This window comes from Peptoniphilus sp. BV3AC2, assembly GCF_000478945.1.
GTDB lineage: Bacteria > Bacillota > Clostridia > Tissierellales > Peptoniphilaceae > Peptoniphilus_B > Peptoniphilus_B duerdenii.
This window is the reverse complement of the sequence record NZ_AWXD01000030.1, coordinates 1-21,176: the sequence shown is the minus strand read 5'-3', so window position 1 is coordinate 21,176 and position 21,176 is coordinate 1. Positions and strand designations below refer to the sequence as shown.

14 protein-coding genes and 1 pseudogene are annotated in these 21,176 nt (G+C 38.1%); all 15 read left to right on the top strand.

Going from position 1 to position 21,176, the window contains the following annotated elements:
• Window positions 1-80 precede the first annotated feature (80 nt).
• The 15 genes and pseudogenes from HMPREF1252_RS07445 (at window position 81) to clpB (ending at window position 20,734) form a co-directional block, all read left to right on the top strand.
• Complete coding sequence (locus HMPREF1252_RS07445) at window positions 81-890, top strand: HAMP domain-containing sensor histidine kinase (RefSeq protein WP_238318196.1); 810 nt, start codon at window positions 81-83, stop codon at window positions 888-890.
• 108 nt (window positions 891-998) lie between these two features.
• Window positions 999-2,258: an erythromycin esterase family protein gene (locus tag HMPREF1252_RS07440; protein ID WP_023060058.1), complete on the top strand. Its 1,260-nt coding sequence runs from the start codon at window positions 999-1,001 to the stop codon at window positions 2,256-2,258.
• A 24-nt stretch (window positions 2,259-2,282) separates the two neighbouring features.
• Complete coding sequence (locus HMPREF1252_RS07435) at window positions 2,283-3,029, top strand: ABC transporter ATP-binding protein (protein ID WP_023060054.1); 747 nt, start codon at window positions 2,283-2,285, stop codon at window positions 3,027-3,029.
• Window positions 3,030-3,033: 4 nt separating this feature from the next.
• Window positions 3,034-5,013 (top strand): FtsX-like permease family protein, encoded by a 1,980-nt coding sequence (locus HMPREF1252_RS07430; protein ID WP_023060087.1) that lies wholly within the window; start codon window positions 3,034-3,036, stop codon window positions 5,011-5,013.
• 57 nt (window positions 5,014-5,070) lie between these two features.
• Complete coding sequence (locus tag HMPREF1252_RS10015; protein WP_255325002.1) at window positions 5,071-5,250, top strand: DUF6290 family protein; 180 nt, start codon at window positions 5,071-5,073, stop codon at window positions 5,248-5,250.
• Window positions 5,251-5,561: 311 nt separating this feature from the next.
• Window positions 5,562-5,846 (top strand): 30S ribosomal protein S6, encoded by a 285-nt coding sequence (gene rpsF / locus HMPREF1252_RS07420; RefSeq protein WP_008900899.1) that lies wholly within the window; start codon window positions 5,562-5,564, stop codon window positions 5,844-5,846.
• Window positions 5,847-5,854: 8 nt separating this feature from the next.
• Window positions 5,855-6,370, top strand: a complete 516-nt coding sequence (locus HMPREF1252_RS07415) for a single-stranded DNA-binding protein (RefSeq protein ID WP_023060050.1) — start codon at window positions 5,855-5,857, stop codon at window positions 6,368-6,370.
• An 11-nt stretch (window positions 6,371-6,381) separates the two neighbouring features.
• The gene (gene rpsR, locus HMPREF1252_RS07410) at window positions 6,382-6,606 is read left to right on the top strand and encodes a 30S ribosomal protein S18 (RefSeq protein ID WP_008900897.1); all 225 of its coding nucleotides are present in this window, start codon (window positions 6,382-6,384) and stop codon (window positions 6,604-6,606) included.
• A gap of 911 nt (window positions 6,607-7,517) precedes the next feature.
• Complete coding sequence (locus HMPREF1252_RS07405) at window positions 7,518-8,921, top strand: MBOAT family protein (RefSeq protein ID WP_023060066.1); 1,404 nt, start codon at window positions 7,518-7,520, stop codon at window positions 8,919-8,921.
• 10 nt (window positions 8,922-8,931) lie between these two features.
• Window positions 8,932-9,876, top strand: coding sequence for a hypothetical protein (locus HMPREF1252_RS07400; RefSeq protein ID WP_023060060.1), 945 nt, complete (start codon window positions 8,932-8,934; stop codon window positions 9,874-9,876).
• 932 nt (window positions 9,877-10,808) lie between these two features.
• On the top strand, window positions 10,809-12,539 hold the full coding sequence (locus HMPREF1252_RS07395; RefSeq protein ID WP_023060093.1) for an aminopeptidase P family protein: 1,731 nt from the start codon (window positions 10,809-10,811) through the stop codon (window positions 12,537-12,539).
• A complete protein-coding gene (gene uvrC, locus HMPREF1252_RS07390) occupies window positions 12,536-14,362 on the top strand; it encodes an excinuclease ABC subunit UvrC (protein ID WP_023060064.1) in 1,827 nt (608 codons plus the stop codon). The genes HMPREF1252_RS07395 and uvrC overlap by 4 nt, the downstream gene beginning before the upstream one ends.
• A complete protein-coding gene (gene hprK, locus HMPREF1252_RS07385) occupies window positions 14,359-15,300 on the top strand; it encodes an HPr(Ser) kinase/phosphatase (protein WP_023060088.1) in 942 nt (313 codons plus the stop codon). Before uvrC ends, hprK begins: the two co-directional genes overlap by 4 nt.
• 1,921 nt (window positions 15,301-17,221) lie before the next feature.
• Window positions 17,222-18,144, top strand: a pseudogene (locus tag HMPREF1252_RS07375) (DnaJ C-terminal domain-containing protein).
• Between the two features lie 4 nt (window positions 18,145-18,148).
• Window positions 18,149-20,734: an ATP-dependent chaperone ClpB gene (gene clpB, locus HMPREF1252_RS07370; RefSeq protein WP_023060067.1), complete on the top strand. Its 2,586-nt coding sequence runs from the start codon at window positions 18,149-18,151 to the stop codon at window positions 20,732-20,734.
• The last annotated feature ends 442 nt before the right edge of the window (window positions 20,735-21,176 follow it).

The window sequence follows — 21,176 nt, the reverse complement described above, 5'->3', positions numbered from 1 at the left end:
GAACTTATTTAATTTTTGAATTTGATAGGGATAAGTCCATTTATATAGCTTTTTTATATCTATTTTTATTTTTTATTTATATGATTTTTCTTTACTCCATAAGAGACCGTGATTACAGAGAAGAAATAGATCTTTTAAATAGAAAAGACTACGAAAAAATATTAGAACTTTATGAGTCCCCATTATCAAAGGCTCTTTATAAAAGCCTAGAAGAAAATAAAAGAGTTAAAGAGATTGGAGAAAAGAAAAGAGCAGATGTAAAAAACTACTTAACTATTTGGACTCATCAAATAAAATCCCCAATATTTGCTTTAAAACTTTTACTCAAAAAAGATGAAATAAACAGAATAGATTGCGAAAAAGAGATTTTTGAAATCGAAGAGTATGTGGGAAATATTTTGGGCTATGCAAGGATGAATGCAAATAGCACGGATTATGTCTTTAGCAAGTACAATTTAGATGAAATTATTAGGAGCGTAATTAGAAAATATTCAATTCAGTTTATTGGGAAAAATAATAGGGTAGACTTTTTCGAAACTAAGAAAATAATTTTAACTGATGCCAAGTGGTTTTCTTTTTTATTAGAGCAAATTATTTCTAATGCAATCAAGTACACGCATAATGGAAGTATTGCAATTTATTTAGAGAAAAATGAACTTGTAATTGAAGACAATGGAATTGGAATAATGCCAGAAGATTTGCCGCGGATTTTTGATGCAGGATACACGGGTTACAACGGTAGGTTGGAGAAAAAGTCAACGGGACTGGGACTTAACCTCTCAAAGAATATTGGGAAGTCTTTAAGAGTGACATTGAGGTGTGAGTCAGAGCCAAAGGTTGGCACAAAGATTTATGTAAATTTAAAAAATATTTTGGATGAGAGTGCTTAGCACTCTTTTTTCATATCTTACAAAAATGTCACATTAAAGCTCTATTTGTTATGTAAATAAAAGGATTTATTTTTTTATACAATATATAATATAGGAAGAGGTGAGAAAATGATAAAGAAAATATTTAAAGGGATTTTAATTTTTTTAGTATCCCTTATTATTCTTATAGGGATTGGAGATTTTTTATGGATTAATCTTCCAAAGTTAAGTGCCAGAAAAAATATTTCTGATATAGAAGACTATGGCAAAGCTGTAAGTGAGATAAATTTAGATGGCAATATACAAGTTGTTGGACTTGGGGAAGCGACTCACGGAAATTCTGATTTTCAAGATTTAAAATTAGAAGTTTTAAAGACTTTAGTTGAAAAAAATAATTTAAAGAGCTTTGCTATTGAAGCTGATTTTGGCGAAGGAATGATAATCAACAATTACATTCACGGAAACAAGAGAGATGAAAATATTTCAAGAATTTTTTCTTTTAATATTTATCACACAAAGAACATGAATGATCTTATAAATTATATGTTTGACTACAATCAAAAAGCCAAGGATGAGGACAAACTTTCTTTTTACGGCTTTGACATGCAAAATCCAGAAAAATCTATTGATTTAATATTAGATTTTTGTAAGGAAAATAATATATTACAAGAAAAAGACTTGAAAAAGGAGCTTTCTTTTATAAAAGATGAAAAAATTAAGATTTCACAGATAAAAGATAAGGAAGCTTTGTTGTTAGAGATAAAAGCTTATGCAGACGCCCTATCCTCTTCAGATGCAAAAATAGCTTCAAGAGCTCTTACAAATGTATTAAATAGCATAAAATATTACGAATTAGATTTTAATGATTATGTAAAAGTAAACACTTTGAGAGATGAGCTTATGGCTGAGAATGTTAAGTGGATAAGTGATTTTGAAAAATCAAAGGGAAATAAGATGCTTTTAATTTCTGGACACAACGGTCACATTGCAAAAAGTGAAAAATTTTATGAGCCAATGGGGTCTCACTTAAAGAAAATTTTTGGAGAAAAATATTTTATTATTGGAACAGACTTTTATAAGGGAATTGTAAACATAAATATGGCTGGTCCTGATAATAAGAGGTCAAATCATGTCTTTGTATCCGCTGATCCTTTAGCTTACAGTGCGAGAAAATTTAAAGGGAAATATTATTTGGATTTCACAAAAGTTAAAGAAGGAGAAACTTTTGACCTTATAAATAAAGAAATCAACATGGTAAGTCTTGGAGAAGGGTATTCTCCACTTATGAAGTTCATGCCAAAGACTTATAGAGTAAAGGAAGTTCCAAAAGATTTATATGACGCAATGATCTTTGTTTATTATGCAAAGCCCATTGCTGTTAATGATTAATATTATTTCTGAAAGAGATGGAAGATGTTAGAAGTTCAAAATATAAAAAAGATATATCGAAGTCACTTTGGAAAAAATGAGCTTGAAGCTCTAAAGTCAATTAATTTTACTGTTGAAGCAGGAGAGTATATTGCCATAATGGGAGAGTCTGGAAGTGGAAAGACAACTTTATTAAATATTTTGGCGTTACTTGATAGACCAACTTCTGGAAAAGTAATTTTAATGGGCAAAGATTTACAAGAGATAAAGGACAACGAAATGGCAAAATTTAGAAGAGAAAATTTGGGATTTGTGTTTCAAGATTTTAATCTTCTTGATAACTTCACTGTTAAAGAAAATATTTTATTGCCCCTAGTATTGTCCGATGAAAAAATTTCTGTTATGGAAGAAAAATTATTGAAAATTGCAAAAAAGTTAAATGTTTCAGATCTATTAAATAAGTATCCATACGAAATAAGTGGAGGGCAAAAACAGAGGACTGCAATTGCGAGAGCACTTATAGGTGAACCGAAAATTTTACTTGCTGATGAACCAACAGGAGCTCTCGATAGCAATAGTACAAGAGAACTTTTAAAGGTTTTTAAAGACTTAAACCAAGATGGGGAGACTATACTTATGGTAACTCACTCCATCATGGCTGCATCAGAGGCGAAGAGAGTTCTATTTATAAAGGACGGAGAAATTTACCATCAAATCTATAGGGGCGAGAGGACTTCCCTTGATATGCAAAAGAAGATTGCAGACACAATGCAGATGTTACAAAGGAGTTGAGAAAATGAAATCACTTTACTCACGACTTGCCCTTTCTGGAATTAAGAGAAATAAAAAAATTTTTATGCCCTTTATTGGAACAATAATATTTCTTATTGTTCTAAGCTCAATTTGCTTAAGCCTTGTTTTAGATAAGTCTCTTGCAGGAGCAAAGGGAATGGAAACAATGAAAAGTATCCTGTTTTATGGAGTCATAGTTTTATCAATTTTTTCACTTATAATGCTTTCTTCTGTATATTCTTTTATTCAAAAGAGAAAGTTGAAAGAGCAAGGACTTTATTTAATACTTGGACTTGAAAAAACACATCTGCGAATAATTTTATTTTGGGAAATAATTTATATTATTATTTTTTCGATAATAACAGCAAGTATTTTTAGCCTTGCTTTATACAAATTATCTCTTGGAATTTTTTTGATACTGACAAATAATTCCATAAATATATTTGAGGGTGGATTTTTTAATAATATTTTGGCAGTAGCTATTGTAGATTTAATATTTATTGCAATACTGATTTTTGTATTTGTAATTCAGATTATTAAGATGAGAAATTATTCTCCAATAGCTTTGGTAAATGAATCCAAGGCAGGAGATAGGAAAAATAAATTTACAAAATTAATTGCCTTGTTGGGAATAATTTTTATTGTAGGAGGTTATGCTATAAGTTTAACTACAAAAAATCCGGTACAAGCTTTTTTTAAATTTTTTATTGCAGCAACGTTAGTTGTAATTGGAACTTATTTTGCTTTTTCCACCATAGTGACTTTATTTCTTGAACTATTAAAAAACAATAAGGTCCTATATTACAAGAAAGGAAATTTTCTATCTGTGTCCGGGCTTTTGTATAGAGTAAATAATAATGCTAGATCTCTTGCAAATATTGCAATACTATCTACAGCTTTTACAATAGTTTTAACATCAGGCATAAGTCTCTATGCAGGCATAGGAGATGCAACCAACAGAATATTTCCAGCACCATATGCCATAAGGACTGAAGCAGAGTCATTAAGTATAAAAAACTTAGATAAGTATAGAAATAATATCAGAAGCTTATTATCTTACAATAAGATTAATGGAAAGGTCACTACAACTTATGAATGGGCCATCCCACTTATTAGAGACAAGAATAAGCTAAAGGTAATGACAAAAAGAGAATGGACTAATGCAAATTTAAAAAATGACATAATTTCACTGGACATAATTTATAGTCCTGACACCAAATTAGACTTTAAAGGCAAAGATTTAATTTATTTTAAAGAAGATAATAATGAAGAATTTATAAAAAAATTGGGATTTAGCGCAAGGCAAGTATCCAATGAAACAATAGATATTCCATTGGAAAGTGTGCAGACAATTTTTGAAAAAAATAAAATATTAGCAAAAGATTACGAAACTGCAAATAAAATTTGTGAGAAACTAAATTGCCAATGGAACAACTCTAAAGTAACTCCAGATATAACAACTTTGATAAAGGGAAACTTGCCAAAAAACTTTAATAATTTACTTAACGAACACAAGAATGACATTAAAGTAAATCCAAATCAAAAACTCACAATAATAGACAGACAGCAAACAAAGGAGGAGTTTTTAAGTGACTATGGAGTAATATTTTTCGTTGGTATAATTCTTTCCCTTGCATTTTTGATCACAATGGGGCTTGCCATATACTACAAATTTCTCACAGAAGCCTATGGAGATGTAGAAAGATTTAAAATTTTAAGAAAACTTGGACTGGATGAAGTTGATGGCAAGAAAATTATAAGAAAACAAATGGCGTGGCTTTTGTTTTTACCAATAGTTTTCTGTTTCATTCACACATCCTTTGCCCTTCCTGTTTTGCAAAAATTTTTAATGCTAATAGGACTTATGAATACAAAATTATTTATTAAATCAATGATTTTTGTATTTCTTATTTATATAATTTTTTATCTTGTAATATACAAATTCACAGAAAAAATTTATACAAAAATAGTTTTAGAAAAATAAAGCTTTTTATTGATTTGTGTAATACAATGTAATACTCTTGCCTTAGAGGTGGTAGATATGAAAACTGTATCTGTAAGACTTAATGCTGAAGAGGAAAGGACCTTTACTGCTTATGCTGATCTTATGTGTGAACCTCTTTCTGCTCTTTTTAAGAGATTAATTGAGGTTTTCTTTATAAAGTCCTCCCAACTACCGTCACCCTGCAAGTGTGTTACATTACCCAATTTGTCATCCTGAGCGAAAAAGGCGTAGCCTTTGGAGTCGAAGGATCTGACCTATATTTAACCCATCTTTTACAAAAAATATAAAAAAATATTTGATTCATCACCGTAGTGGAAGCTATCAGCTTCCATTTATTTCAACTGAACGAATCATTTTACTCAGGCATAACCGCGCGAAAATTAAAAATAATATTTATCAACGTAGCAGTAATCACAAACAAAAACAAAAAACTTCCACAACCCTTGACAAAACTAAATCCATATTATAAACTAAATGAGTTAAATAATCCTTGCACGAGAGTGCCAAAGACCACAAGGAGGTGTAATATGAGAAAATATGAAGTAGTTCTAATGTTCTACCCAGATGTAGAAGAAGAAACAAGAGTTAAGACATTCGACAGACTAAAAAACATCATCGAAACACACGGTAAAATCGAATCAGTTGATGAATGGGGAATGAGAAAACTTGCATACGAAATCGAATACTATACAGAAGCATACTACGTACTAGTAAACTTCGAAGCAGAACCTGCAACAGTAAAAGAGTTCGACAGAGTAGCTAAGATTTTAGACCCAGTAATGAGACATATGGTAGTAGCCATAGAAAAATAGGTGATAAAATGAATGTAGTAACATTGATAGGAAGACTAACTAGAGACCCTGAGCTTAGATACAGCCCATCAGGAATGGCAAATGTTAGAATAACCGTAGCAGTAGATAGAGGTTACAACCAACAAAAACGTCAAGAAGCAGAAGCACAAAATCAACCAACAGCTGATTTTATATCCTGCGTAGCCTTTGGAAAAACTGCAGAACTAATAGCCAACTATTTCAACAAAGGCAATAGAATTGGACTAGAAGGAAGAATTCAAACAGGAAGCTATGACAAACCAGATGGCACAAGAGTGTATACCACAGACGTGGTAGTAAATAGAGTGCACTTCATCGAATCTAGATCAGAATCTCAAACATATCAAAGAAGACCACAAGAAGGCGTAGGAGGATTCTCCGCACCATCTCAAAATCCTGGCGGATTCAACAAACCACCAGTAAACTCTTCTTATGATCAGTTTTCTACATCAGATGACGAGGGAGAAGCATTTTTCCCAGTAGACAATGAAGATATTCCATTTTAAGGAGGTAGAACATGCAAAGAAGATTCAGAAGTAGAAGAAAAGTATGTGCTTTCTGCCAAGATCCAAATAAAGTAATAGATTACAAAGATTCACAATCACTTAGAAGATTCATATCAGAAAAAGGTAAGATTCTTCCAAGAAGAGTGACAGGATCATGTGCAAAACACCAAAGAGAAGTGACTTCTGCAATAAAAAGAGCAAGACAAATCGCTCTATTACCATATAGTGCAGACTAATTTCATAGAAAATCAACCCGCAGATGCGGGTTTTTTTATTTTTTTGTGTCCAGCAATCGTAGCGGAAGCAACCTGCTTCCATAAGCCTCTACACTACACTATTATTAATCAGCCGAAGGCTCTCTACAGAAAAATACCCTCCCAACTTCCGTCACCCTGAGAGGCAGTCGAGTTCAACAAATCAGCCTTCACTTCGTTTGGCTTCTTTGGAACTCTTTGCACGAGACCTGCAACGAAATCGAAGATTTCGGCTAGGGCTTCGAACGGGTATAAGCTGTATTTAACCTAGCCTCTGCAACTGAAATAATCCATACACAACCCCACCAGGGAAGAGATCCTTCGACTTCGATTACTTCGTAATCTTCGCTCAGGATGACCGTGGAGAGGTGTTGACCTCACCAGGGTTATACCCATTCGACTACGACGACATTGTCGTCTCCGCTCAGGGTGACTGTTTCCCTTTAGCTTTACTTAACAAAAACATTCTCCCAACTGCCGTCACCCTGAGCGAGGAAATTTATTTCCGAGTCGAACGGGTATAAGCTGTATTTAACCTAGTCCATGCAACTGAAATCATCCATACATAACCCCACCAGGGAAGAGATCCTTCGACTTCGATTACTTCGTAATCTTCGCTCAGGATGACCGTGGAGAGGTGTTGACCTCACCAGGGTTATACCCGTTCGACTACGACGACATTGTCGTCTCCGCTCAGGGTGACTGTTTCCCTTTAGCTTTACTTAACAAAAACATTCTCCCAACTGCCTTCACCCTGAGCGAACGAAGTGAGTCGAACGGGTATAACCTCAGAAGGTCAAGTAAATACAAGTGAGATAATCCAAACATACCTTCAAACAACAAAAAACTAGCTTTTTAACCTACCATATTATACACTTATAGTTGGAGGTTTTATGGTTTTTAATTCAATTTCTTATGCAATTTTCTTCCCGATTGTGGTAATTTTATACTTTGCACTTCCAAAGAAATTCAAAAACATCCATCTGCTTCTGGCGTCCTATTTTTTCTATGGTTGCTGGAACGTTAAGTACGCTGCTCTTATGCTTTTATCCACTGTGATTACATACTTTGCAGCGATTCTCATGGATTCTTATGGAAAGAAAAAACTCTTTCTTTCTATTTCTTTTGTGCTAAACCTCGGGATTTTATTTGTTTTTAAATATTATGGATTTTTTATAGATATTTTCAACCGCATACTTGGTGGCAACACGCCGACTGAGGCGCTATTCATCCTGCCCGTAGGGATTTCTTTCTACACTTTTCAAGCTCTGGGATATACAATGGACGTGTATCGCGGCGACTTAAGAGCAGAGAGAAATTTCATAACATATGCGCTTTTCGTGTCATTTTTTCCGCAACTTGTGGCTGGTCCTATCGAGAGGTCGAAGAATCTCTTACCTCAGATCAGAAATCATGGGGAGTACTGCGTTTGTAACCTAGTTGAAGGTCTGCTTCTGATTTTTTACGGACTATTTTTAAAACTTGTAATCGCTGATCGTGCTGCCATATTTGTAAACACGGTTTTCGGTTCAATGGATTTTACAGGAACGGTGATGATGCTTGGCGCCCTACTATTTTCCATTCAAATTTACTGCGACTTTTACAGTTATTCGATTATGGCGAAAGGTTCTGCAAAGGTGATGGGAATCGACCTTATGGATAATTTCCGTGAACCGTTTCTAGCGGTGTCCATAGTGGATTTTTGGCGTAGATGGCACATTTCTCTATCCACTTGGTTCAAGGATTATCTCTACATTCCACTGGGCGGAAGCAGAAAGGGCAGCTTCAGGCACTACGCAAACATCATGATCGTATTCTTGGTGAGTGGTCTGTGGCATGGTGCGAACTACACTTTTCTCATGTGGGGTTTGATTCATGGAATTTTAAATGTATGTAGCCACTTCATTTCGCGTTTTAAAAACAAGGAAGGGATAATTTCTAGGAATATTTCTAGGCTTGTGACCTTTGTCCTCGTGGTGCTAGCGTTTGTATTTTTCCGTGCGAAGACTATTTCCGATGCGTTTACATTTATCGAAAGGATGTTCTCTACAAATGGTGCAACAATCGCGGAAGCTGGCTTAAACATAGCCAATCTCTATGCACTTTTGGTGGCGGTTTTGATACTCCTTGTGGTGGATATTTTAAAATATAATTCTGTGGACGTGAAGGGCCGCTTTATGCACGCTCCTACAATCTTTAAAGGTGCCATATTCTTCGCACTAATTATGATTGTGGTGATTTTCGGCATCTACGGCGTTGGTTTTTCTGAGTCCATGTTTATCTATTTTCAATTTTAGGAATGATTTTATGAAAAGATTGCGTAATTTCATATGTTTTTTAATATTTATCTGTGTCCTTGGAGCATCTCTTAGTTATGCAAACAGAATTCTTATGAGAAAATCCTTGGACAAACCTTGGGACATGGGCAATAAAATCGGTGGATACTTCAACGAAAAGAAGGATTACGACATCATGTTTTTCGGAACATCCCACGCATATTGCTCTATCATACCGAGCATGCTAGAGGAAAAGGGCATAACGAGTTACATTCTCGCATCCCAAAAGCAACCGCTGGAAGCGAACTATTTCTACATCGATGCGGCGCTTTCCATCTCCCATCCAAAGGTGGTGTACCTGGATATTTTCGACGCCCTATCAAAAACGGAAACCGATGAGGCGACGGTGCATTCCTACACGGATTATTTTCCGTTTGGACTTCGCAAGATTCACATGATTACCGAGGCGGTGCCAAAAGGAATGAAGCTGCACACCCTGTTTCCACTTCTCATGTACCATTCCAGATGGGACGAGTTAAAGGATGAGGACTGGCATTTTAAATACAGCATGTACCACGATGATTTGAATGGATACGTGAAGCTCACCGGGCAGTCGCCATCATTTTCCAAGGACAAAACCATGAAGAAAGAAAATCTAGAGGCGATTAAACTTGCTTCAGGGAAATTCATAGAGGACAAAGTAGCTACGATTGTAAAAATTTCCGAGCTTTGCAAGAAAAATGGAGTGGAGTTAAGACTTATAAAGACACCGGTCTACGATGAAACAGTGTATAGCGAAAATTTAAAAGAGTTTTCGAAATTATGCGAGGAAAATGGACTTAAATTCTACGATTTCAATGGGGATAAAGATAAGATTGGACTCATAGAGAGTGACTTCTATGACCCAGGGCATCTAAACGAAAAAGGCGCGGAGAAGTTCACCAAGTTTTTTATAGATTGGATGGGGAAGAATTAGGTGTTGGATATTGAATAAAGAGATTTGAGGAAGATGCATGTCTTCCTTTTTTTGTTTTGTGTTAAAAGGGTGTGGGTTTGAATAATATGTATAAGTTCAACTACGCCTGACGGCTAATTTAAGAAAATTTAGGATCAAGGTTTATGGAAGCAGATTGCTTCCGCTACAAAAACATATCATTCCTAAAATTCCTTTAATAACAATTTCAGAACCTTCCTCCATACGAATAAACAAAAAATCAGGCGAAGCCGTGAAGCCACGTAAACATTCAATTGTAGATCGTAGCGGAACCTTCCAGGTTCCACAGCCGAAGGCTACAATGAACCACCCAACTGCCGTCACCCTGAGCGAACGAAGTGAGTCGAATGGGTATAAGCTCAGAAGGTCAAGTCTATGCAAATGAAATCATCCGTACATGGCCTCACAATGGGAGAGATCCTTCGACTCCAAAGGCTACGCCTTTTCCGCTCAGGATGACCAATTGGAAGGAGCGTTGCTCTATAAATGTTAACAATTTGCAAATTCTATTGTGGTCTCTCGGCTGTGGAAGCAAAATGCTTCCGCTACGGGTATAAACGGTCATCCGTACATAATCCCACCAGGGTTATACCCGTTCGACTACGACGACTTCGTCGTCTCCGCTCAGGGTGACTGTCTTCCTTAGGGATTTATTAGTAGAGATCCTTCGACTTCGACGGTAAACCGTCTTCGCTCAGGATGACAAATTGGAAGGAGCGTCGCTCTATAAATGTTAACAATTTGCAAATTCTATTGTGGTCTCTCGGCTGTGGAAGCAAAATGCTTCCACTACGGGTAGTCATACGTGTTGACTCCACAACACAAAAACATTTTCCTCTCTACTATACATCACCGCAACCTTTGATATATAATATTAATATAAACAAAGAATTAATTTATACAAAGGAGTTTTTATGATACTTAACAATATTAGAGAACTTATGGAAAGGGAAGGCTTGGATCTATACCTTGTACCTACCTTCGACCCACATGGTTCAGAATACTTACCTAATCACTACAACGAAAGACAATTCGTTTCAGGTTTTACTGGTTCTGCAGGAACCGCACTTATTACAAAAGATGCAGCTCTTCTTTGGGCTGATGGAAGATACTTCATCCAAGCGGAAAAGCAAATGTTCCCTGGATACAAACTTATGAAGATGGCTACTCCTGGTTACGACACCATCGAGGAATACATCTCTCATAATTTCAAATCTGGAACCCTTGGTCTAGATTTTGAACTTTATCCTGAAGCTAATTTCAAGAGACTTCGCGACAATATACCATCTGATATAAAGATCGTAGACGCAAATCTTACAAAAGAACTTTGGAAGGATAGACCGGATCTTCCTAAGTCAAAGGTGTTCACCCACGATGTTAAATACGCTGGCAAGACTGCTAGCGACAAATTATCTGACCTTAGAGCTGATATGAAGGACAGAGGTGCTGATGTTTTCGTGCTTTCTAAGCTTGATGATATCGCTTGGCTTTACAATCTAAGAGGCGCCGACATCAATTGTTGCCCTGTTTTCATCTCTTACACAATTGTAACTGATGATTCTGCGACTATCTATGTGGATCTTGACCAAGTTAAGGATCTAAAAGATTTTAATGATGCAAATTTCAAAGATTATAGAGAATTCTTCACTGATCTTGAAAAGATAAATGGCAAAAAGGTGCTAGTTGACACTGGATATACAAACCACAAGGCTTATGCAATCCTAGATTCTAAAAATGAAATTATAAATCGTGCAAACCCAACTGATTACAGAAAAGCAATTAAAAACAAGGTTGAACTGGACAATCAAAAGAGAGTCTATGTTATAGATGCTGTTGCGATTACCAAGTTTATCAAATGGGCAAAGGAAAACCACACAGACGAAGTGACTGCTACCAAGAAACTTCTCGAATTTAGAAAAGAATCAGACGAATTTTTCTATGATAGTTTCGACACCATCTGTGCATATGGTCCAAACGCTGCAATGATGCACTATCACGCAACTGAAGCCGACCACGCAAAGATCGAAAATCATGGATTCCTTCTTGTGGATTCCGGCGGACAATACCTCGGCGGCACTACAGATATCACTAGAACCATCGCCGTTGGTGAACTAACTGAAGAAGAAATCCGCGACTACACACTTACTCTTAAATGCCATCTTGCACTTCTAAATGCAGTATTCCTAGAAGGCACTTCAACTATCGCCCTTGATGGAATCACTAGAATAAATGTTTGGAAGTACCACATGGATTACAAATGCGGAACAGGCCACGGTGTTGGTCACTTCCTAAATGTTCACGAAGGTCCTCACGGCATCAGCCCAAGAGCTGGTAGAAATGTGCCTATGGAACCTGGCATGATCGTATCCAACGAACCAGGCGTGTACAAAGAAAACAAACACGGCATCAGAATCGAAAACATTATGGAATGTGTGGACGATGGAAAGTATCCAGACGGCAGATTCTTCAAATTTGAATCACTTTCATATATTCCATTTGACCTAAGTGCAATCGACAAAGATCTTTTAACTAAGGAAGAAATCGAAACTTTAAATAGTTATCACAAAAAAACATATGAGCTACTAGCACCACATTTTGACGGGGAAATGCTAGAGTTCTTGAAACACGAAACTAGAGAAATATGAACTTAAGAGAAAAATTAGCCATGCTCCCGGAAAACCCGGGAGTTTATCTTATGAAGGATAAGACCGATGCGGTGATCTACGTCGGAAAGGCTAAGAATCTTAGAAATAGAGTTAGACAATATTTTGGATCCTATGGAAAGTCCACGAGAAAAGTGGAATCCATGGTAAAAAACATCAGCGATTTCGAATATATAATAGTAGGAAACGAAGTGGAGTCCCTTATACTCGAGTCCAACCTCATAAAGGAACTCTCTCCCAAGTACAATATACTTCTCAGGGATGACAAACAGTATCCCTACATCAAAGTAACGGTTAAGGATAGATTCCCAAAAGTGGAAAAGACGAGGAGAATCATAAAGGACGGAGCCAAGTACTTCGGACCATATCCAAATGTCATGGCGGTAAACGACGCCATCACAGTCTTTGAAAAACGCTACATGATTAGAGACTGCAAACTAAATTTAAATAAGAAACCACTAAGCTTCAAGCCATGCTTAAACTTCTTCATCAAGAAGTGCATGGGGCCCTGCAAAGGGGACGTGACGGAAGAAGAATACGCACCGATGATCGATGAAATCCTAAACTTCCTCGCGGGAGACGACACACTTATAAATTCATTGGAAAAAGAGATGATGGACGCATCGAAGGAGCTTAACTTTGAAAAAGCGGCGGAGCTAAGGGACATGATGAACTCCCTTATAGCACTACAAGAAAAACAACTTATGGATAGCGCCAACACAGAAAATCGTGACATCATCGCATTTGCGAGGGGCATGGACTCGGTGGTGGTGCAGATATTCTTTATCAGGCTCGGCAAAATCGTCGGCAGGGAACATTTCTTAATCGAAGATCCTTACGGCGCATCGGACGAAGAAATCATCTCCGACTTTATGAAACAGTTCTACATGGGAGCGGCATTTGTGCCGAAGGAGATCCTCACAGAATCAATGCCAGAGGACAGCGAAATCCTAGAAGAATTCCTTTCAGAAAAAGCAGGCAAAAAGGTGAAGATAAGCGTCCCACAAAAAGGAGAAAAATCTCATCTTATGAGTCTTGTCCGGAAAAATGCACTGGACATGGTCTCAAAATATCAGGATTCCTACGAATCGAAGATGAAATCCAACCTAATCGCCTTGGAAAAATTGCAAGAAGCCTTAAATTTAAAAAAACTACCAAAGAGAATCGAATGTTACGACATCTCAAACATCTCTGGAGTAGAATCGGTAGGCTCCATGGTGGTATTTGAAAATGGCGACGCAAAAAAATCCGACTACAGAAAATTCAGAATAAAGACTGTTGTAGGACCAGACGACTACGCATCACTAAAAGAAGTCCTAGAGAGAAGATTCAAAAGAGCGAAGGAAGACCAAAAAGGCTCCTTCACACTACTGCCGGATCTCATCCTCATGGACGGAGGCAAAGGACAAGTGGGAATAGCCAAGCAAGTTATGGAAGAGATGGGCATAGAAATAGAAGTGGCAGGCCTCGTGAAAGACGACTTCCACACCACCAGGGCAATCATCTACGAAAACAGAGAAATTCCACTAGAAATAAGAGGAGGACTCTACAGACTTCTTTACAAAATACAAGAAGAAGCCCACAGATTTGCCATAGGCTACCACAGAAGTCTACACTCCAAGACCGCATTCAAATCAGAACTGGACGACATAGAAGGCATCGGCAAAATCAGAAAACAAAACCTGATGAAACATTTCAAAACCATAGACAAAATAAAAGAAGCAACCATAGAAGAATTGATGGAAGTGCCGTCGATGAACAGAACCTCGGCGGAAGAACTCTACAATCATTGGAGGAAAAAATGAGTTACTACACCCTCATGGATTTAAAAGCAGAACTGAACTTCAACCTGGTATACCAAGCCAAGAGATACTTCACAGTAAGCATCACAGAACCAGAAGTCAACAGACCAGGACTACAACTAGCAGGCTACTTCAGAAAATTTAAAAACAAAAGACTACAAATGATAGGTAACCAAGAATGGTACTATCTATCCGAAATGGAACCGGACAAGAGAAGAGAAAGCCTGGACAAACTCTTTGAACAAGACGTGCCGGCAATCATCTTTGCCGCAGGTAACGAAGTCTTCAAAGAAGCCTTGGAATCAGCAGAAAAATACGACATCACCATCTTTAAAATCGACAAAAAGACCAACATCGTGCTAGAAGAACTAAAAAACTTCATAGATGAAGCATTGGCACCAACCACGAGAATCCACGGAGTGCTTCTAGACGTGTACGGCGTAGGAGTAATACTAACCGGGGACTCAGGAGTCGGCAAATCAGAAACCGCCCTAGACCTCATCGCCAAAGGCTCAAAACTCATCTCCGACGATTCAGTCATAATAAAGAAGATGGACGACAGACTCATAGGTACCAGCCCAGAAATCACAAAACACTTCATGGAAGTAAGAGGAGTAGGAATAATAGACATCCAAAGATTCTTCGGAGTCGGCTCCGTCATGGAAAAGAGAGAAGTCGAAATGATCGCCCACCTAGAACTTTGGGACGACGAAAAAGAATATGTAAGACTTGGACTAGAAGACACCTACCAAGAAATCCTAGGCATCGACGTAGTCAAGTACACCATACCGGTAAAACCAGGACGACACACCGCCATGATTATAGAAGTCGCAACCAATAACTTCAAACAGAAACAACTGGGCTACAACCCAGCAGTAGCACTAAACGAAAGAATCATGTCATCCATAAGAAAAAGAAAAGAAAATCAAAGAAGGGATTAACCCTTCTTTTTTTGAGAGGAAAGGTCGTGGGTTCGAATCCCACTATCCACCCCTTAGGTAGTAGCAGAAGCAATCATTATAAAAATCGTCACTAAATTATCTACCCTCAGCCGTCAGGCGTGCAATAAACATTATTTTAATTTATCCCCGTAGCGGAAGCAACCTGCTTCCATAAACCTAAATACTAAATTCTCTTTTCTTAGGCGTTAAGCCGTACGACAACCCGCCCACTTAGTCATCCTGAGCGAAGGCGGTTTCAACCGCCGAAGTCGAAGGATCTGACCTATATTTAACTTAGTCTAGTAAAACAAAAACCCTCCCAACTGCCGTCACCCTGAGCGAACGAAGTGAGTCGAATGGGTATAACCTCCGAAGGTCAAGTCTTCACAAATGAAATAATTTCAAAAATTATAATAAATGTAAATAAATATCCTATACTTCTTTAAAACATATTCTTTCTTCTTCAAATCTTTTTTTACGAGGGAGAGGGAGGGAATTAACGTCTCTTGAAAAAACCTTCGGTTTTCTCTTCGAGACTCGCAGTTTCCTCCCTTGTTAAAGCCCTAGCCGAAATCTCCGATTTCGTTGCAGGTCTTATGCAAAGAGTTCCAAAGAAGCCGAATGAAATGAAGGCTGATTTGCAGAACTCGACTGCCAATCGTGCTCCCTCTACCCACCTCGCATTGGGCTTTTTGTTGAAGTGATTTTTTTATCCGGCTAAAATTTTCCAAACTCGCTACGCTCAGACAGTGGAAAATTTCTTAACGCCGAAAGCAAAAATCACTTGTAGTGGTTTAGGTTGTGTGTATACCAGGATAGTGATTAAGGATTCTATGGGATAAATCGAAGGAGAGTTCTAAATTTATTTTTACATAAATCTAAGTAATGATATGTTTTTGTAGCGGAACCTTCCAGGTTCCATAGCCGAAGGCGTGAAGTCTTTATATATAGCAAATGATTAACATCTATCGAGCGACGCTCCTTCCACTTGGTCATCCTGAGCGAAGGCGGTTTCAACCGCCGAAGTCGAAGGATCTGACCTATATTTAACCCATTTCTGCCAAAAAATCATCCGTACATAACCTCCGAAGGTCAAGTTTATGCAAATAAGTCATAACAAAAATAAAAGCTCCAAGACGATTCCGATTACAGAAACTCAAAAATTCTAAACCACGTCGACCTGCAAATTCGCAACTCGCTTCGCTCAAACAGTGCGATTTGCAGCCGGTCTTCTTAGGTTTGAATTTTACGATTTTCTTCCAGACGGAATCTCTTTTGGAGCTTTTTATTTTATGTAGATGTTTAATATAGAAAAAAATTTTTATCCCCGTAGCGGAACCTTCCAGGTTCCACAGCCGAGAGGCTCTACACAGGCAAACTCTTTTGATTTAAAGAATTTCTAAAGGTCTATCCTTATGTATTGTCATCCTGAGCGAAGGCGGTTTCAACCGCCGAAGTCGAAGGATCTGACCTATATTTAACCAATCTCTGCAAAAAAAATCATCCGTACATAACCCCACCAGGGTTATACCCATTCGACTACGGGTGTCGGTAAACCTCCACCCTCCGCTCAGGGTGACTGTCTTCCTCGAGGGTACTTTTATATAGAATACTCTCCCAACTACGGTCACCCTGAGCGAACGAAGTGAGTCGAATGGGTATAACCTCCGAGGGTAAAGTTTTTGCAAATGAAATAGCTATATAAAACTAATTAATAATTATTATCTCTCATGCTATCCGGATAGCATCAAAAATAAATTCATGCTATCCAGATAGCATCACCCAAAAACAAAAAATAAAAACAAAAAACAAATAAATATTATCAAAAACCTCCCAAAACCTCTTGCAAAAAATCCACAACCCTTGTATAATTTATTTAAGGTCAAATAAGGTCAAAAACATTTAAGCACATGGAGGACATATGGAATATAAAGATTATTATAAAATATTAGGCGTTGAGAAAGACGCAACTGAACAAAAAATCAAATCCCAATACAGAAAATTGGCGAAGAAATACCATCCGGACCTAAATCCAGATGACAAAGTTGCACAGGAAAAGTTCAAAGAAATCAACGAAGCCTACGAAGTTCTAGGGGACAAGGAAAAGAGAAAGAGATACGATACCTTTGGCTCTAACTACGACTTCGCAGGGGGACAAAATTTCGACCCTTCTCAATATGGCTACACATATACTTCCAGCGGCAACGGCGGTGGCTTTTCAGACTTTTTTGATTTAATATTTGGGCGTGACGCAAAATCCGACCAAGGAGGTTTCGGCGGATTCTCCATGGGAGCCATCTTCTCCGACTTCGGAGGCGGTGGCAAGAAGAGAACTGCCAGAGCTCAAAGGCCAACCTACAACACAGAACTAGAAATCACACTGAAAGAAGCATACCTAGGCAAGACTGAAAAAGTGAGCCTTAATATAGAAGGAAAAAACATAGAAATTGAACTCAAAATCCCAGCAGGGATCACCGAAAATAAAAAATTAAAGTAAAAGCAGATAAATACTGCATAACCGCTGATATCATGTTTAAAATAAAGATAAAACCAAACAGAAAATTCAAACTAGAAGGACTAAACCTAGAATCAACCCAAGATATCTACCCATGGCAAGCAGCTTTGGGAGATGACGTGACGGTAGAGTCCCTCTCAAATAAAATAAAAGTAAAAATCCCGCCAAAATTCAAGGGAGGCTCAAAAATGAGGATCCCAGGCAGAGGATTCAAAGACTTAAAAGGCAAGACCGGAGACCTTTATATAACATTTAATATAGTAAATCCAGTAGAAATCACACCGGAAATGGAAGAACTCTACAGGAAACTTAAAAATGTAAAGGAGTGATACTATGAACTTAGAAAAATGGACACAAAAAAGCATAGAAGCAATACAAAATACAGAAAATATAGCAAGAGAATACGGCAACCCAGAGATCACAGACAAACACCTACTCGCATCATTATTAATGGATAAAAACGGACTCATCCCAAGAGTTCTATCCTACATGGGAGTAAATTCAGATGATCTTCTAAGGGAAACCAAAGCAGAAATCGAAAGACTACCTAAGATGAGGGGCGGCTCAGTCCACCCATCCACAGACTTTTCCGTAGCCATAAGAGACGCTGACAAAATCAGAGATGAATTCAAAGACCTCTACACATCAGTAGAACACATCTTCCTAGCAATTCTACAAAATAAAAATGGCACAGTGGTCGAACTACTAAAGAAATTTAACATCACCAAAGAAACATTTCTAGAAAACCTAAGAAAAATCAGAGGCAACCAACACGTCACCACAGACAACCCAGAAGACACCTTTGAAGCACTACTAAAATACGGAAGAGACCTAACCGCCGAAGCAAAATCTGGCAAGATGGACCCAGTAATAGGAAAAGAAGAAGAAATTAGAAATGTAATTCGAATCCTATCCAGAAGAACCAAGAACAACCCAGTCCTAATCGGAGAACCAGGCGTCGGCAAGACCGCCATCGTCGAAGGCCTCGCACAAAGAATCGTCTCCGGCGACGTACCAGAAGGACTAAAAGACAAGACCATCTTTTCACTAGACATGGGCTCATTAATAGCCGGCGCAAAATATAGAGGAGAATTTGAAGAAAGACTAAAAGCAGTCCTAAACGAAGTCTCATCTTCAGAAGGCAAAATCATCCTATTCATCGATGAAATACACAACATCGTCGGCGCAGGCAAGACAGACGGCGCAATGGATGCAGGTAACCTTTTAAAGCCAATGCTAGCAAGGGGAGAACTCCACACCATCGGCGCAACCACACTAGACGAATATAGAAAATATATCGAAAAAGACTCCGCCTTAGAGAGAAGATTCCAAAAAGTCATGGTAACAGAACCAACAGTCGAAGAAACCATCACCATCCTAAGAGGACTAAAACACAAATTCGAAATCTACCACGGCATCAGGATCTCCGACGGAGCAGTCATAGCAGCAGCAACACTATCCAACAGGTACATCTCAGATAGATTCCTACCAGACAAAGCAATAGACCTAATGGACGAATCCTGTGCAATGCTAAGAACAGAAATCGACTCCATGCCAACGGAAATCGACGACGTAAGACGAGCAATACTATCACTAGAAATCGAAAGAGAAGCACTAAAAAAAGAAACAGACGAAGCCTCAGCGAAGAGACTCGCATCAATAGAAAAAGAAATCAGTGAAAAGAAATCCGACTACGACTTACTAAAAGCTAAATGGGAACAAGAAAAGAAGGACCTAGACTCAGTCAAAGAAATAAAAGAAAAGATCGAAGACATAAAACATCAAATCGAAGAAGCAGAAAGATCCTATGACCTAGAAAAACTATCAGTCCTAAAATACGGCGAACTACCAAAACTAGAAGAAGAACTAAAAACCAAAGAAGAAAAAACCAAAGACGAAGACCAAATGGTAAAAGAAGTCGTAACCGAAGAAGAAATCAGAGAAGTAGTCTCAAGACTCACAGGAATCCCACTAGAAAGACTAAACGAAACTGAAAGAGACAAACTCTTAAAACTAGACGAAAGACTCCACGAAAGAGTAATCGGACAAGACGAAGCAGTAAAAGCAGTCTCCGACGCAGTACTTCGTGCAAGAGCAGGACTAAAATCAGAAAACAGACCAATCGGATCATTCATCTTCCTAGGACCAACAGGAGTAGGCAAGACAGAAACCGCCAAAGCACTTACAGAAGATCTATTCGATGACGAAAAGAACCTAATCAGAATCGACATGAGTGAATACATGGAAAAATACTCCGTATCAAGACTCATCGGATCCCCACCAGGATACGTAGGCTACGAAGAAGGCGGCCAACTAACAGAAGCAGTAAGACGCCATCCATACTCAGTAATACTCTTTGACGAAATCGAAAAAGCTCACCCAGACGTGTTCAACATCTTGCTACAAGTCCTAGACGACGGGCGACTAACCGACAACCAAGGCAGAACCGTCGACTTCAAAAATACAGTCATCATCATGACATCTAACCTTGGATCAGCGGACCTACTAGAAGGAATAGACGCAGACGGCAAAATCCCAGAAACAACCAAGGACATCGTCATGGAAGAACTGAAACGATCATTTAGACCAGAATTTCTAAACAGAATAGATGAAATCGTCATGTTCACACCATTAACAAGAGACCAAATCTTTGAAATCATAAAACAAGCAATCAAAGAATTGGAAAAACGCTTAGAAGCAAGAGAAATCACAATCGAAGCCACAGAAAGCGCACTACAAAAAATCCTAGACGAATCCTACAACGTACAATACGGCGCAAGACCAGTCAAAAGATACATCCAATCAACACTAGAAACCAAACTATCAAGGATGATCATAGCAGGAGAAGTAGGAGAAAAAGATAAACTAACAGTGGACACCGATGACAAAGGCGAAATAGTAATAAGAGTGAACAAATAAAAGTAATAATATAGAAGAAGGAAGCACCCCGCTTCCTTTTTTTATGTGGGAAAAACTGCATACAATTTGTAGCGGAATCAACCTGCTTCCATTAAATTCGATACTACATTATCTTTCATCAGGCGAAGCCGTACGAAAATCATCCCTATATAATAGAAACAAAAACCCTCCCAACTACGGTCACCCTGAGTGAACGAAGTGAGTCGAACGGGTATAACCTCAGAAGGACAAGTCCATGCAAATGAAACAATCCTTGTATAACCCCACCAGGGTTATACCCATTCGACTACGGGTGTCGGTAAACCTCCACCCTCCGCTCAGGGTGACAGTCTTCCTCTGAAACTTTTTTAGTAGGACACCCTCCCAACTGCCGTCACCCTGAGCGAACGAAGTGAGTCGAACGGGTATAACTTCAGAAGGTCAAGTCTAGGCAAGTGAAATA